We start from the raw sequence: 14,480 nt of genomic DNA on the forward strand, positions 1-14,480 counted from the left end.
GGCTGGTGAACGCGGCTGAGTGCCGCGTGAAGGGAAGGCTGCATGGCATTCGCGACCGAACACCCTGTCCTGGCCCACTCGGAGTACCGCCCAGCCGCAGAGGCTGTCAAGGGGCTGGTACGCACCGGCCGTCGCTTCGAGGTGGTGAGCCCGTATGAGCCGGCAGGAGACCAGCCCGCCGCGATCGACGAGCTCGAACGCCGAATCAAGGCCGGCGAGCGTGACGTGGTGCTGCTCGGGGCCACGGGCACCGGGAAGTCGGCTACCACCGCGTGGCTGATCGAACGCTTGCAACGGCCCACCCTGGTGATGGAACCGAACAAGACGCTGGCTGCCCAGATGGCGAACGAGCTGCGAGAGATGTTGCCGCACAACGCAGTCGAGTACTTCGTGTCGTACTACGACTACTACCAGCCTGAGGCGTACATCGCGCAGACCGACACCTACATCGAAAAAGACAGCTCGATCAACGACGACGTCGAGCGGCTGCGGCACTCGGCCACCTCCAGTCTGCTGTCGCGGCGGGACGTCGTCGTCGTGGCGTCGGTCTCCTGCATCTACGGCCTCGGCACACCGCAGTCCTACCTCGACCGGTCCGTCGAGGTCCGGGTCGGCATGGAGGTTCCGCGCGACGCGCTGCTGCGGCTGCTGGTCGACGTCCAGTACACCCGCAACGATCTCGCCTTCACCCGCGGTTCGTTCCGGGTGCGCGGCGACACCGTCGAGATCATTCCGTCGTATGAGGAACTGGCTGTGCGCATCGAGTTCTTCGGCGACGAGGTCGAAGCGCTGTACTACCTGCACCCGCTTACCGGCGACGTGATCCGACAGGTCGATTCGCTGCGGATCTTCCCCGCCACGCACTACGTGGCCGGCCCGGAGCGGATGGCGCAGGCGATCTCGACCATCGAGGAGGAGCTGGCGCAGCGGCTGGCCGAGCTCGAACGTCAGGGCAAGCTGCTGGAAGCACAGCGGCTGCGGATGCGCACCAACTACGACATCGAGATGATGCGTCAGGTCGGCTTTTGCTCGGGTATCGAGAACTACTCACGGCACATCGACGGTCGGCCGCCGGGTTCGGCGCCCGCCACGCTGCTCGACTATTTCCCCGAGGACTTCCTGCTGGTCATCGACGAGTCGCACGTCACCGTTCCGCAGATCGGCGGAATGTACGAAGGCGACATCTCACGTAAACGCAACCTCGTCGAGTACGGGTTCCGGTTGCCGTCCGCGATCGACAACCGGCCCCTCACCTGGGAGGAGTTCGCCGAGCGGATCGGGCAGACGGTCTACCTGTCGGCGACGCCGGGCCCGTACGAGCTGAGCCAGACAGGCGGCGAATTCGTCGAGCAGGTGATCCGCCCGACCGGGCTGGTCGACCCCAAGGTGGTGGTCAAGCCCACCAAGGGCCAGATCGACGATCTGATCGGCGAAATTCGCAAGCGTGCCGACGCCGACGAGCGGGTTCTGGTGACGACGTTGACCAAGAAGATGGCCGAAGACCTCACCGACTACCTGCTGGAGATGGGGATTCGCGTGCGCTACCTGCACTCGGAGGTCGACACCCTGCGCCGCGTGGAGCTGCTTCGGCAGCTGCGGCTGGGGGAGTACGACGTGCTCGTCGGCATCAACCTGCTGCGCGAAGGCCTCGACCTGCCGGAAGTGTCACTGGTGTCAATCCTCGACGCCGACAAGGAAGGCTTCTTGCGCTCGACCCGAAGCCTGATCCAGACCATCGGCCGCGCCGCTCGCAACGTGTCCGGCGAAGTGCACATGTACGCCGACAACATCACCGAGTCGATGAAGGAAGCCATCGACGAGACCGAACGGCGCCGGGCCAAGCAGATCGCCTACAACAAGGAACACGGCATCGACCCAAAGCCCTTGCGCAAGAAGATCGCCGACATCCTCGACCAGGTGTACCGCGAGGCCGACGACACCGACACCGTGGAGATCGGCTCCGGCCGGGCCGTGTCGCGAGGCCGCAGAGCGCAAGGCGAGCCGGGACGCGCCGTCAGCGCCGGAATCGTCGAGGGCCGCGACACGTCGAACATGCCGCGCGCCGAGCTGGCCGATCTCATCAAAGACCTCACCGCGCAGATGATGGCCGCAGCGCGTGACCTTCAGTTCGAGCTCGCGGCGCGGATCCGCGACGAGATCGCAGACCTGAAGAAGGAGCTGCGGGGGATGGACGCCGCCGGGCTGAAGTAGACACCACAGCGACGTTTCGCAGAAGAAGGTCGAGTGACTTCCTGCACAGCGTCACGCTCGGTGGCTGACACGGCACTGCTTGATCTGAACCGCGGTTGAGGCCTTAGCGTGGCTCGAGTGAGTGAAGCGACCGTCGCAACAGGTAGTTGGCGGCAGCTGCTGGGCCGCGAGCGATTCGGGACGTCCGCGTTGCTGGCCGGCGGCGTGGCCCTGTATGCGACAAACGAGTTCCTCACGATCAGCCTGCTGCCCAGCACGGTCGCCGACATCGGCGGCCAACGGTTCTACGCGTGGGTGTTCACGGTGTATCTGGTCGGCTCGGTGATGGCGGCGACGGCGGTCAACCCGCTGCTCATGCGGTGCGGGCCGCGGACGTCATACCTGCTGACCCTTATGCTCTTCGCCGTCGGCACCGTGGGGTGCGCAGTCGCCCCGAGCATGGAACTACTGCTCGTCGCGCGCACCGCACAAGGGGCGGCCGGCGGAATTCTGGCCGGTCTCGGGTACGCCGTGATCAACGCCGCCCTGCCGCAGTGGCTGTGGACGCGCGCGTCGGCGCTGGTATCGGCCATGTGGGGGGTCAGCGTGATCGTCGGCCCTGCGATGGGCGGAGTGTTCGCCCAATTCGGAGTCTGGCGTTGGGCATTCGGCGCACTGGCGATCGCGACGGTCGCAATGGCGGCGCTGGTGCCGGGCGCCCTGCCGGCTCAACAGCGAAGCGCACCGGCGCCGGCCGCGCTCGCGCGGATGCCGGTGTGGTCGTTGCTGATGCTTGGTGCGGCGGCGCTGTCTATCAGCGTTGCCGGTGTGCCGCACAACATTGCCGCTACTGCAGGACTGCTGGGGCTGGGTGTCGCTTTGATTGCCGCCTTCCTGGTTGTCGACAGCAGAGCGCGAGCAGCGGTGTTGCCCCGCGCCGCATTTGGTCCCGGACCGCTGAAGTGGATGTACGTCAGTGTCGGCGTGCTGATGGCGGCGACGATGGTCGACATGTATGTGCCACTGTTCGGGCAGCACCTTGCCGGCATGGCACCGGTGGTCGCCGGATTCTTCGGTGCGGTCCTGGCGATCGGCTGGACGCTCTCCGAGATCGCGAGCGCGTCGGTGAACCGGACACGCACTGTCGTGCGCATGGTGGCGCTAGCGCCTGTCGTCATGGCCACGGGCCTTGCGCTCGCGGCATTGTGTGTCGACGACGAGCCCGCCTGGCCGCGGCTGGCCCTCTGGGTCGTGGCGCTGTTCCTCACTGGCACAGGCGTCGGCATCGCGTGGCCTCACCTGTCGGCGTGGATCATGGGCGCGGTGGACGACCCGGTCGACGGCGGCGCGGCCGCGGCCGCGATCAACACCGTGCAGTTGATTTCCGGCGCCTTCGGAGCGGGTCTTGCCGGGGTAGTTGTCAACACCGCGGCAGGCGGTGAACTTGCCACTGCGCGTTGGCTTTTCGCTGTCTTCGCGGCGCTGGTGGTGGTGGGCGTGCTGGCTTCGTACAGGTCATGTGCCGGCCGGCTGGACTAAGGGTTATGGCGAACACCGCTGACGCACATCCGAATCAGCGTGAGAGAAACGCTGGAAAGGTGCCGGGTCGGCTGGCATTGTCACGTCGCGTTGCGGGTGTGGCTGAGTGGCTAGGCACCGGCCTGCAAAGCCGTTTACGCGGGTTCGAATCCCGCCACTCGCTCGCAATGCCTCGATTCGACGAGGCCACTTCGCCGTTGGGCTCAGGACAGCAGGGCCGCCGCGAACCGAAGGTCGGCGACCAGCGCGTCGAACGCCTTGTCACGATCTTCGGGCGGTCCGCGCAGCACCGACGACGGGTGCACCGTCGCGACCACGTGCGGATCGATGTCCAGCTGGATAGCGGCATCATCTGTGGGCAGGCGTAGCGCCTCACTGCGGTGGGCTGTCAACCGGAAGTCATTGCCTAGCAAAGCTTTCGCGGCTGTTGCACCCAGCAACACCACCAAGTCCGGCTGCACGGCCGTCATCTCGGCGATCAGCCATGGGCGGCACGCCACCACTTCCGCTCGGCTGGGCGTCTTGTGGATACGCCGCTTGCCGCGCTCGGCCTGGGTGAACTTGAAGTGCTTCACGGCGTTGGTGACGTACACGCGCTCACGGTCGATGCCAGCAGCGATCAACGCTTTGTCGAGCAGCTTTCCCGCCGGCCCGACGAACGGCAGGCCCGCGCGGTCCTCCTGGTCGCCGGGCTGTTCGCCGACGAGCATGACCTGAGCGGACGACGAACCGGCGCCGAACACCGCCTGCTCGGCATTCAGGTAGAGGTCGCAGCCGCGGCATCCTTGGGCGGCGGCGGCAAGGTCGGCCAGGTCCAGCGTTCGCGGCACGAATTCCTGTGCGCCCACAACGGCCATCTGCATCACCCCTTCGTCGAGCGTATCGGGTGCAATGTGGGCACACGCGCGAAGTGAACCACTGTGTCGAGAGGACCGAAGGTGTCGAATACCCCTGCACTTCAACGCGATCGCGGCCACCGCCGGACCAACCGCCGCACTAAGGCCAGGGTGCTGACGAATGGCGCTCACGCACAAGCGAATTGAGTGAGCGCGGTCCTACCGCGGCCGGCGTGGTGATCTCACTCGTCCAGCGGAGCGCGTGTCGGCAATGTCACCTGTACTCGCTTGGAGTCGCCATTTCGGCCGGTGAACAGCTGAAATTGACACCGCCGAAGGACCGGGGTGTGGTCAATTGCTCACGTTGTCGCTGGCCAACCGGCTAAGGTCATGGGTTGGTGTAGCAACCGACGACTGGGAGGGTAAATGAGCGCCTATCGGACCATCGTGGTCGGAACCGACGGCTCGGATTCATCACTGCGTGCAGTAGACCGGGCTGGCGCTATTGCCGCTCAATCGGGCGCCAAGGTGTATGTCGCGAGCGCGTACTTCCCGCAGCAAGATGACCCGCGAGCGGCCGATCTGCTGAAGAACGAAAGCTACAAGACCACGGGCGCGGCTCCGATCTACGCGATCCTCAAGGAGGCTCACGAGCGGGCGTCGGCGGCTGGGGCGAAGGACGTGGAAGAGCGGCCCGTCGTTGGGGCTCCCGTGGACGCTCTGGTAGAGCTGGCCGAAGAAGTCAATGCCGACCTGCTGGTCGTTGGCAACGTCGGGCTGAGCACCATCACAGGTCGGCTGCTCGGATCGGTGCCGGCCAACGTTTCGCGTAAAGCCAAGACCGACGTGCTTATCGTTCACACCACCTGAGTCCGGTGTCGGCGCCGCACCCAGCCGACGCCTGCCTGGAGGGCCGCCGTCACCACCAGGGAAACTGCAAGCGGCACAACCCAATTGCCGAATCGCTGATATGGAGTGGTTGCAGAGGTGAGCGGAACGTCGATGACGACGGCGCCGCGAAAGCCCGATGTTCGCCAGGCCAGTTTCTGCCCGCGGGCGTCGAACGCGGAACTGTCGCCAGAAAAAGCAGCGTGCACTGCAGGGCGTCCGACTTCCACGGCGTGAACCGCGGCTTGGCTCGCGAGCTGCGGCTGCGCCCAACTGCCCTGAAACGTCGACGTGGAGCTTTGATACGCCAGCAGGTCGGCGCCGAGTTCGACGGCGCGCCGGGGCATGTCGGAGAAGGTGGCTTCATAGCTGATCAACGGACCGATAGCGAGCGCGTCGCCGTGCAGCACGACGGGTCCGCTGCCGCGGCGACGGTCCTCGTCGGCGGCCTTGGTGTGCCGGGTGAGTGGGCCCAATAGGGGACGCAGCGGGACATACTCGCCGAATGGGACCAGCCGCGTCTTGCGGTACGAGCCGAGCGGCCCGAGCGGCCCGACCAGCACCGATGACTTCGAGATACCGCCTGCCGGTGCGGGCGCGTCGACGTTGACGAGCACCAACGACCCGACCCGCCGCGATAACGCGGCCAGGCGTGCCGCGACGTCCGGACGCGTGGCGAGGTCGACGCCGACGCTGCTCTCACCCCAGACCACCAGGTCCAACCGTTGCCCAGTGAGCGTCGCGGTGATTGTTTCACCGGCCTTCTCGCGTGCGGCGGAGTCGTCGATGTCGCCTGCTTGTACCAGCGCCACACGCACCGTCCGGGCGGGCGCGGGATCGCGTTCCACCAGGTACCACGTCGGGCCGGCAGCCGCGCAGAGCAGCGCGACGCCCACCGCCGCGAGGCGCCCCCGGCACCCGCCCGGCGACACGACTCCGACCAGGGCGGTGTTGGAGGCCGCGACGAGAAAACTCGTGAGCCACACGCCGCCCACCGAAGCCGAAGCCATGGTGGCCGGCTGATTCCACTGCGACGCGCCAAGCAGAGCCCAGGGACCACCTAGGCTCTGCCAGGATCGCGCCGCCTCGGCGATCACCCATGCGCTCGGCAGAACAAGCACTGCGGCAAGCAACCTGGCCGTTGTCAGCGGCGTCCGCAACAGCCGCTGCGCGGCCCAACCCCACGGCAGCCACAGCGCGCCGAGCAACACCGCCATCCCAAGCAGCATCGGACCAGCGCTCGGCAACAGCCAGTGCTGGCTTGCGAGCACGAAACCGCCGGCTCCGCACCAACCGCGCATGCCGCCCTGCCAACCGGTCGGTGCGGCACGCACCACGAGCAGCAGCGGAACCCCACCGAACCAGGCCAGCCACCACCATGACGGCGCGGGGAAGGCGAGGGCCGGCAACGCACCGACGATCAGGGCGAGCGCGCCGCCTCCGGCGACGCCCGTGTGCCGCAGGACCCGCAGGGCAGACCGTCGCCCACCCCCGTTTGGGGTCACCGCTGACCGGTCACCACCCGCGTTCTCGCCATTCTGGAAGATGCGGCCTTTCAGCGCCCAGCGTCGTGTCGTCGCCGTGGCCCGGGTAGACCACCGTGGAGTCGGGGTAGACCTCGAACACTTTGGTGGTGACATCAGACAGCAACTGGTCGAAATCGCCCGGCTGCCAGGTCTTCCCGACACCGCCGGGGAACAGGCAGTCACCGGTGAACAGCTGCGTGGCATCACCGACGCCGTCGAGCGCCAGCGCTACCGAGCCCGGCGTGTGCCCACGCAGGTGGATCACGTCGAACGTCAGCTTGCCGACGTTGATCTTGTCGCCGTCGTGCAGCAGGCGATCCGGCTTCACCGGCAGCCCTTCGGCGTCGACCTCGTGGGCGGCCGTCGGGGCGCCAGTGGCACTCACCACCGCCTGCAACGCCTGCCAGTGGTCGAAGTGCTGGTGGCTGGTGACGATCAGCGAGAGCTTCGGCGCGTGCTCGCGGATCAGCGCGATCAGGTCATCGGCGTCGTTGGCGGCGTCGATCAACAGCGTCTCGCCGGTCTCGGAGCATGTGATCAGGTACGCGTTGTTGTCCATGGGACCCACTGAGGCCTTGATGACCGTGGCGCGGGGAAGCGTCCGACGAGCGGCGGTCCCGGGCTCGACGTGGCCGGTGTAGTTGTCTGTGACGGCAGTCATGACGTCACGTTAGCGCCGGCCGGACACGCCGAGTGCACCCGAACGTGAACGCGCTGCGACGACACGCCGGTGAGGACGCAAAGCGTTCACGCTCGCGGGGCTAGCGGGATGACAGCCCCGGCGTGTCTGTCGGTGGACCCACATAGCATGGGCAGGGATCGCGTCTATGGAAGGAACCGGGTGGCTGACCGCCTGATCGTCAAGGGTGCGCGTGAGCACAATCTGCGAAGCGTCGACCTTGACCTGCCGCGCGACGCGCTGATCGTCTTCACTGGCCTGTCCGGGTCTGGCAAGTCGTCGCTGGCGTTCGACACGATCTTCGCCGAGGGTCAGCGCCGATACGTCGAGTCGTTGTCCGCGTATGCCCGTCAGTTCCTCGGCCAGATGGACAAGCCGGACGTCGACTTCATCGAGGGCTTGTCACCGGCGGTCTCGATCGACCAGAAGTCCACCAACCGCAACCCGCGCTCCACCGTCGGCACCATCACCGAGGTCTACGACTACCTGAGGTTGCTCTACGCCCGCGCCGGCACTCCGCACTGCCCGGTCTGCGGTGAACGGATCGCCCGCCAGACGCCGCAACAGATTGTCGACCAGGTGCTCGCCATGCCCGAAGGCGCGCGCTTCTTGGTGCTGGCTCCGGTGGTCCGCACCCGCAAGGGCGAGTTCGCGGACCTGTTCGAGAAGCTGAACGCGCAAGGCTACAGCCGCGTCCGCGTGGACGGCGTCGTGCATCCGCTCACCGACCCGCCCAAGCTGAAGAAGCAGGAGAAGCACGACATCGAGGTGGTGGTCGACCGGCTGACCGTCAAACCGTCGGCGAAGCAGCGCCTCACCGACTCGGTGGAGACGGCGCTACAGCTCGCCGACGGCATCGTCGTGCTGGAGTTCGTCGACCACGAACACGACCATCCGCACCGCGAGCAGCGCTTCTCCGAGAAGCTGGCCTGCCCCAACGGTCATCCGCTGGCCGTCGACGACCTCGAGCCCCGGTCGTTTTCGTTCAACTCCCCGTATGGTGCCTGCCCGGAGTGCACCGGCCTGGGGATCCGCAAGGAGGTCGATCCGGACCTGGTTGTGCCCGACCCGGATCTGACGCTGGCCGAGGGCGCGGTGGCACCGTGGTCCAACGGCCACACCGCCGAGTACTTCACCCGGATGCTGGCCAGCCTCGGCGAGCAGATGGGTTTCGACGTCAACACGCCGTGGCGCAAGCTTCCGGCCAAGGCCCGCAGGGCGATTCTCGAAGGCTGCGACGAGCAGGTGCACGTCCGCTACCGCAACCGGTACGGGCGCACCCGGTCGTATTACGCGGACTTCGAAGGCGTGATGGCGTTTTTGCAGCGCAAGATGGAGCAGACCGACTCCGAGACCATGAAGGAGCGGTACGAGGGCTTCATGCGCGACGTGCCCTGCCCGGAATGCCAGGGCACCCGGCTGAAGCCGGAAATCCTCGCGGTCACGCTGACCGCGGGGGATCACGGCGCGAAGTCCATCGCCGAGGTCGCCGAGCTCTCGATCTCCGACTGCGCCGACTTCCTCAACTCCCTGACGCTTGGCCCGCGAGAGCAAGCGATCGCCGGGCAGGTGCTCAAGGAGATCCAGTCGCGGCTCGGCTTCTTGCTCGACGTGGGGCTGGATTACCTGTCGCTGTCGCGGGCGGCGGCAACGCTGTCCGGCGGTGAGGCCCAACGGATCCGGCTCGCCACGCAGATCGGCTCCGGCCTGGTCGGCGTGCTGTATGTGCTCGACGAGCCGTCGATTGGCTTGCACCAGCGCGACAACCGCAGGCTGATCGAGACCCTGCTGAGGCTGCGGGATCTGGGCAACACGCTGATCGTCGTCGAACACGACCTGGACACCATCGCCCATGCCGACTGGGTAGTCGACATCGGTCCGGCGGCCGGGGAGCACGGCGGACGGATCGTCCACAGCGGCACATACGACCAGCTGCTTCGCAACAAGGAGTCGCTCACTGGCGCATACCTGTCCGGCAAGCAGAGCATCGACGTGCCGGCGTTGCGCCGGCCGGTGGATCGCCGCCGGCAGCTGACCGTCGTCGGCGCCCGGGAGCACAACCTGCGCGGCATCGACGTGTCGTTCCCACTGGGAGTTCTGACGTCGGTGACCGGTGTGTCCGGTTCGGGCAAGTCGACTTTGGTCAACGACATCCTCGCGGCGGTGCTGGCCAACAAGCTCAACGGTGCGCGGCAAGTGCCGGGCCGGCACACCCGGGTCACCGGTCTCGACCACGTCGACAAGCTGGTCCGCGTCGACCAGTCACCGATCGGGCGCACCCCGCGGTCCAACCCGGCCACCTACACCGGCGTGTTCGACAAGATCCGCACCCTGTTCGCGGCCACCACGGAGGCCAAGGTGCGCGGCTACCAGCCGGGGCGGTTCTCGTTCAACGTCAAGGGCGGCCGCTGCGAGGCGTGCACCGGCGACGGCACCATCAAGATCGAAATGAACTTCCTACCGGACGTCTACGTGCCCTGCGAGGTCTGTCACGGAGCCCGGTACAACCGGGAGACCCTGGAGGTGCACTACAAGGGCAAGACCATCGCCGAAGTGCTCGACATGTCGATCGAGGAGGCCGCCGAATTCTTCGAGCCGATCACCTCGATCCACCGGTACCTGCAGACGCTGGTCGACGTGGGGTTGGGTTACGTGCGCCTGGGGCAGCCGGCCCCCACGCTGTCCGGTGGTGAGGCGCAACGGGTGAAGCTGGCCGCGGAATTGCAGAAGCGTTCTACCGGCCGCACGGTGTACATCCTCGACGAGCCCACCACCGGCCTGCACTTCGAAGACATCCGCAAGCTGCTGGCGGTCATCAACGGCCTTGTGGACAAAGGCAATACGGTCATCGTGATCGAGCACAACCTCGACGTGATCAAGACCTCGGACTGGATCGTCGACATGGGCCCCGAAGGGGGCGCCGGCGGCGGCACCGTGGTCGCGCAGGGCACACCGGAAGACGTCGCCGCGGTGGCGGAAAGCTACACCGGGCAATTCCTCGCGGACATGCTGGGGCTTCGGCGGCGCCGCGGCCGGGTCAGCGCCTAAAGTTTGCCGACACTTGATGCGGGCAGCGGCGGAAAGCGATACGTTTCTGGCCAAAGGTGTAAAGGTTCGCGATTTCAACGAGGAGATCATGTCGAGGACAGTGGTGATCGGCGCGTCGAGCGGCCTGGGGCGGTGTATCGGCGTCGGACTCGCCCAGCGCGGCCACCAAGTGGCGCTGCTGGCCCGGCGCCGTGAACGGCTCGACGCTGCGGCGAAGGAAGCGGGACCCCAGGCCGTCGCGATGGAATGCGACGTCACCGACGAGGATTCCATTCGCTCGGCTGTCAACGGCGCGGTCGAAGCGCTGGGCGGGCTCGACAATCTCATCTACACGCCGGCCGTCGGTCCGCTCGTGCGTCTCGTCGACACCTCGGCAGAGACCTGGCGACGGGTGTTCGACACCAACGTCACCGGGGCGGCGCTGGCCACGGCGGCCGCGGTGCCGCACCTCAAGGCGTCCGCGGGCAAGGTGGTCTACCTGTCATCAGACGCGGGTACGCTCACCCCGCCGTGGCCCGGCCTCGGCGCATACGGGGTCAGCAAGGCCGCGTTGCAGAGTTTGGTCGACGCGTGGCGTGGCGAGCACCCGGAGATCGGGTTCACCTGCCTGATCGTCGGCGAGTGCGCCGGCGGTGACGGCGACGGGCAGACCGGCATGAGCGTCGGCTGGGATTCCGAGCTGGCCATGAAGGCCTACCCGATTTGGATGGCACGCGGGTATATGCCCGGCCAATTGATGCCCGTCGAGGACCTGATCGAAGTGGTGCACACGATTTTGCGCACCGACGCTGCCACCTCGATGCCCACCGTGATCGCCAGAGGCGCGCCGACCCGCCCCGCCGAAGCGCTGCTGTAACAGGCGTTTTCGCCTTCGGGAGCGGTCAGTTCAGCGCGGCGGCGCCGGCCTTCGACAACGCCGACGGGAATCGCGGGCTGATTCGTGTCCCGTCGAGCCACGCGGTCAGTTGCTCGGCCTTGCCGGTGAGCGCCCGCCGCCCGTCACGCCCTACGTCTTCGAGCAGTTGCAGCGCGACGCACCCATCACCGTCCTGGCACCAGCCGCCAACGACCCGACCGTTCCACCACGCGGTGGGACCCGCGTTGCCGTTGCGGTCGAAGACCTGCGACCGATGGTCACCGAGGTACCAATCCCTGTCGCTCCAGCCCATCGTGGTCAGGTCGAGACCCGGTAGCAACGCCGCCCACGGCTCGCCCTCGCCCTCGTCGTCCACGTCATCCGGCAACACGAAACCTGGTTCACCGTGCATGTCCACGTCGACTGCCCCGGTGTCAGACAACGCCCGGCGCGCCGCGGTGAGCGTCATCCCGAACCACCACTTGACGTCGGTCACCGACGCCGGGCCGAACGTGCGAAGCCACCGCGCGACCAGCTCGGCGCGGGCATCGTGCTCCGGCAGTTGGCTTTGCCCCGCCCCGAGCCAGCTCTCGGTGTTGACCCAACGTGGCCGCGAAATTGTCCATGCGCCGTCGTTCGGCCCCCGCATGATGGCACCGCGCGCCGAGAGGACCGTGAAAACCCTTGGGGCAAGAGGTGTTTGGCCGCCCCACGGCTTTCCGGGGGCAGGATCGTATGTTCCGGACAACTCCGGTAGGGCTGCACGCACCTCGGCGACGCCTGCGGGACCGTTGTCGGTCAGGTACCGCACCACCGCCGTGCACGCACGTGCGAGCCACCGCTCGCCGTCGTCCGTCACTCCGGCCTTCTGGGCGTCGGCCGCCAGTCGCCGCCATTCGTTGTCGGCGACGCGGTTGCTGGCCGCCGGCTGAATCAGCCGCAGATCATCGGCGCGCACCACCCACAACGTACGCCGCATCGCCAGATGCCGGACCAGCGATCGCTTCTCGTACAGGTCGCGGTCGAGGCGCTCGACGGTGAAGCCGCCAACCCGCGCCCACAGCGAAAGGTACGGTGTCGCAGGATCTGTCGCGTGTAGGCCGACAAGAGCAGCGGTGACGGTCTGCGGCTCGTCGGCGCCAGCGGCCAGGAAGTGACGGCGTCCCAGACGAGCGCGCCGCTCGTCGACGGTGAAGGTCCGCACCGACTACCCGTCGTCGCCGGTGCGGTGCCCGGACTGCATGGACTTGCGGATCTCCGCGAGCCGGTCCGCGGCAGCCTGTTGCCGCTCTTCGTACTGTTGCTCGACCGAGCGCCCTTCGGGGGTTTCGGCGTCGAGTTCAGCCGCGCCTAACGACGTGCCGTAGCGGGTCTCGATTTTCTCGCGCACCGAGTCGAATGTCGGCACTCCCGACTCGCTGTAACCGAAATCAGTCGGAGCTTCTTCGTCGGGCATGCCGCCACCGTACTCCCGGCTTATCGCCCTGCTGCCTGATACTGACGGCCGGGCGCCGGCGGCGTGGTGGTGGGTGACGGGAAACCGACGTGCGGTACGCCCGGCGTGCCGATCTGAGCCGCCATCCATGGCAGCGCGGATGCGAATGCCATTGCGGCGAAAGGCCAATCGTGTTTGCCGGCCTGGGTGACCACCGCGCAGTCGATGCCATGTGCTTGGCCTAGTCCGCACAACGTATTCGCGGCAACCGCCTGTTCGCCGGGTGAACTCGTCGGTCCACTGTTGGCGGCTGGCGTCGCGTGCGGCCGGGCCTGCTGACCGCTGTGCACCTCGAACCAGCCCGCCACGTCGGTGTATCTGCCATGCCTGGTGATCACCGTGGACGGATCGAAGGCGGTCCACGCGTCGGCGTTCCCGCCGAACAGCCGCGCGATCGTCTGCGCCTTGTTGCCGGAGTTGGGGCTGAGGTCACCCGCGATGTCCTCGAATGCTTTGAACATATCCGGGTGCATCACTGTCAGGTCCACTGCGCAGGTGCCGCCCATGGACCAGCCGACGATGCCCCAGTTGGCCCGGCTGGAGCTGACGCCGAAATTCGAAATCATAAAGGGCACAACGTCTTTGGTGAGGTGATCGGCGGCGTTGCCACGCGGGCCGTTGACGCACTCGGTGTCGTTGTTGAACGCGCCGCCGGAGTCGACGAACACGAACACCGGCGCGTAGCCGCCGTGCGCGGCGGCGAAGTCGTCGATGGTCTTGATCGCATTGCCTGCGCGCAACCAGTCCGCGGGCGTGTTGAACTCGCCGCCGATCATCATGACGGTCGGCAGTCGCGGCGGAGGATTGGTCGCGTACCACGCCGGGGGCAGGTACACCAGTTCGCCGCGATGTTTGAACTTCGAGGCGGCGTCGCTGATGTCGACCGGGACGACGGTGCCTTTGGCCGGCATTCTTCCGGTCCGCTGCATGGCGGCGACGGTCGCCGAGTCGGTCTGGTCGGGCAGCGGTCCCGCCGTCATCTGATTCCATGCCGTCTGCACGGTGGGGAAGTAGCCGACCCACTGGTTCAGCGCCAGCGCGGCGCTCAGCGCACACAACGGCACGGCCGTCATCGCCGCGCCGCGGCGCCACCAGCGGACCCGCCGCCAACCCAGCACGAGCACGCCGAGCGCCAGCCCGCTCAAGCCGATCCACATCGACAGCGACCGCGGCGCGGGATCTCCGGCCAAGCCCTCCGAGTTGATGTACCACCGGGCGGCGCCGGCCATCGCAACACCCAGGAGAACCGCCGTCGGCAGCCACACGGCCCGCCACCGCCGCGAGCGCCAGCCGATCGCCAGTAAGAGCACCGTGATCGCGACGGCTTGCACCAGTGCCGGCACCCAGCCGTGCATCAGCGAGATGCGCTGGTGAAACGGCCATGATGCATCTGCGAGCACCAACTCAGAGGTGGACGGCACGG

General features: G+C 67.1%; 11 protein-coding genes and 1 tRNA gene. 6 read left to right on the forward strand and 6 right to left on the reverse strand.

What is annotated here, in order from left to right; all coding sequences use genetic code 11:
* Positions 1 to 42: 42 nt before the first annotated feature.
* From uvrB to AC5Y39_RS18050, 3 genes are all read left to right on the forward strand, one after another.
* Entirely contained in the window at positions 43 to 2,211 is a 2,169-nt protein-coding gene (gene uvrB / locus AC5Y39_RS18040) for an excinuclease ABC subunit UvrB (protein ID WP_500020536.1), read from the forward strand.
* A 117-nt stretch (positions 2,212 to 2,328) separates the two neighbouring features.
* Complete coding sequence (locus AC5Y39_RS18045) at positions 2,329 to 3,729, forward strand: MFS transporter (protein WP_500020538.1); 1,401 nt, start codon at positions 2,329 to 2,331, stop codon at positions 3,727 to 3,729.
* A gap of 92 nt (positions 3,730 to 3,821) precedes the next feature.
* A tRNA-Cys gene (locus AC5Y39_RS18050) sits at positions 3,822 to 3,892 on the forward strand.
* 40 nt (positions 3,893 to 3,932) lie between these two features.
* Here AC5Y39_RS18050 and AC5Y39_RS18055 read toward each other — a convergent pair.
* On the reverse strand, positions 3,933 to 4,592 hold the full coding sequence (locus AC5Y39_RS18055) for a UdgX family uracil-DNA binding protein (protein ID WP_500020540.1): 660 nt from the start codon (positions 4,590 to 4,592) through the stop codon (positions 3,933 to 3,935).
* Between the two features lie 399 nt (positions 4,593 to 4,991).
* Between AC5Y39_RS18055 and AC5Y39_RS18060 the strand changes: the two genes are divergently transcribed.
* A complete protein-coding gene (locus tag AC5Y39_RS18060) occupies positions 4,992 to 5,435 on the forward strand; it encodes a universal stress protein (RefSeq protein WP_499910046.1) in 444 nt (147 codons plus the stop codon).
* On the opposite strand, the gene lnt is transcribed toward AC5Y39_RS18060, so the two are convergent.
* Both lnt and AC5Y39_RS18070 read right to left on the reverse strand, forming a co-directional pair.
* A complete protein-coding gene (lnt, locus tag AC5Y39_RS18065) occupies positions 5,423 to 6,925 on the reverse strand; it encodes an apolipoprotein N-acyltransferase (RefSeq protein ID WP_500020603.1) in 1,503 nt (500 codons plus the stop codon). The genes AC5Y39_RS18060 and lnt overlap by 13 nt on opposite strands.
* Positions 6,926 to 6,968: 43 nt before the next feature.
* Entirely contained in the window at positions 6,969 to 7,640 is a 672-nt protein-coding gene (locus AC5Y39_RS18070; protein WP_500020542.1) for an MBL fold metallo-hydrolase, read from the reverse strand.
* Between the two features lie 180 nt (positions 7,641 to 7,820).
* Between AC5Y39_RS18070 and uvrA the strand changes: the two genes are divergently transcribed.
* Together uvrA and AC5Y39_RS18080 are read left to right on the forward strand one after the other, a co-directional pair.
* Complete coding sequence (gene uvrA, locus AC5Y39_RS18075; RefSeq protein WP_500020543.1) at positions 7,821 to 10,706, forward strand: excinuclease ABC subunit UvrA; 2,886 nt, start codon at positions 7,821 to 7,823, stop codon at positions 10,704 to 10,706.
* Positions 10,707 to 10,806: 100 nt separating this feature from the next.
* On the forward strand, positions 10,807 to 11,562 hold the full coding sequence (locus AC5Y39_RS18080) for an SDR family oxidoreductase (protein WP_500020605.1): 756 nt from the start codon (positions 10,807 to 10,809) through the stop codon (positions 11,560 to 11,562).
* Positions 11,563 to 11,587: 25 nt separating this feature from the next.
* Here the strand turns inward: AC5Y39_RS18080 and AC5Y39_RS18085 are convergent, their stop codons facing one another.
* The 3 genes from AC5Y39_RS18085 to AC5Y39_RS18095 are packed head-to-tail and all read right to left on the reverse strand — an operon-like array spanning position 11,588 to position 14,412.
* Entirely contained in the window at positions 11,588 to 12,766 is a 1,179-nt protein-coding gene (locus AC5Y39_RS18085) for a winged helix DNA-binding domain-containing protein (protein ID WP_500020545.1), read from the reverse strand.
* Between the two features lie 3 nt (positions 12,767 to 12,769).
* Positions 12,770 to 13,018, reverse strand: a complete 249-nt coding sequence (locus AC5Y39_RS18090) for a PspA/IM30 family protein (protein ID WP_500020547.1) — start codon at positions 13,016 to 13,018, stop codon at positions 12,770 to 12,772.
* A 20-nt stretch (positions 13,019 to 13,038) separates the two neighbouring features.
* Entirely contained in the window at positions 13,039 to 14,412 is a 1,374-nt protein-coding gene (locus AC5Y39_RS18095; protein WP_500020607.1) for an alpha/beta hydrolase, read from the reverse strand.
* Between the last annotated feature and the right edge of the window lie 68 nt (positions 14,413 to 14,480).

This window comes from Mycobacterium sp. NGS39 (genome assembly GCF_059812765.1).

Excerpts from the sequence above, each read along its gene's own strand:
- uvrB (WP_500020536.1), top strand. The coding sequence starts at position 43 with ATGGCATTCGCGACCGAACACCCTGTCCTGGCCCACTCGGAGTACCGC.
- AC5Y39_RS18055 (WP_500020540.1), bottom strand. The coding sequence starts at position 4,592 with ATGCAGATGGCCGTTGTGGGCGCACAGGAATTCGTGCCGCGAACGCTG.
- AC5Y39_RS18060 (WP_499910046.1), top strand. The coding sequence starts at position 4,992 with ATGAGCGCCTATCGGACCATCGTGGTCGGAACCGACGGCTCGGATTCA.
- AC5Y39_RS18070 (WP_500020542.1), bottom strand. The coding sequence starts at position 7,640 with ATGACTGCCGTCACAGACAACTACACCGGCCACGTCGAGCCCGGGACC.
- AC5Y39_RS18090 (WP_500020547.1), bottom strand. The coding sequence starts at position 13,018 with ATGCCCGACGAAGAAGCTCCGACTGATTTCGGTTACAGCGAGTCGGGA.
- AC5Y39_RS18095 (WP_500020607.1), bottom strand. The coding sequence starts at position 14,412 with ATGCACGGCTGGGTGCCGGCACTGGTGCAAGCCGTCGCGATCACGGTG.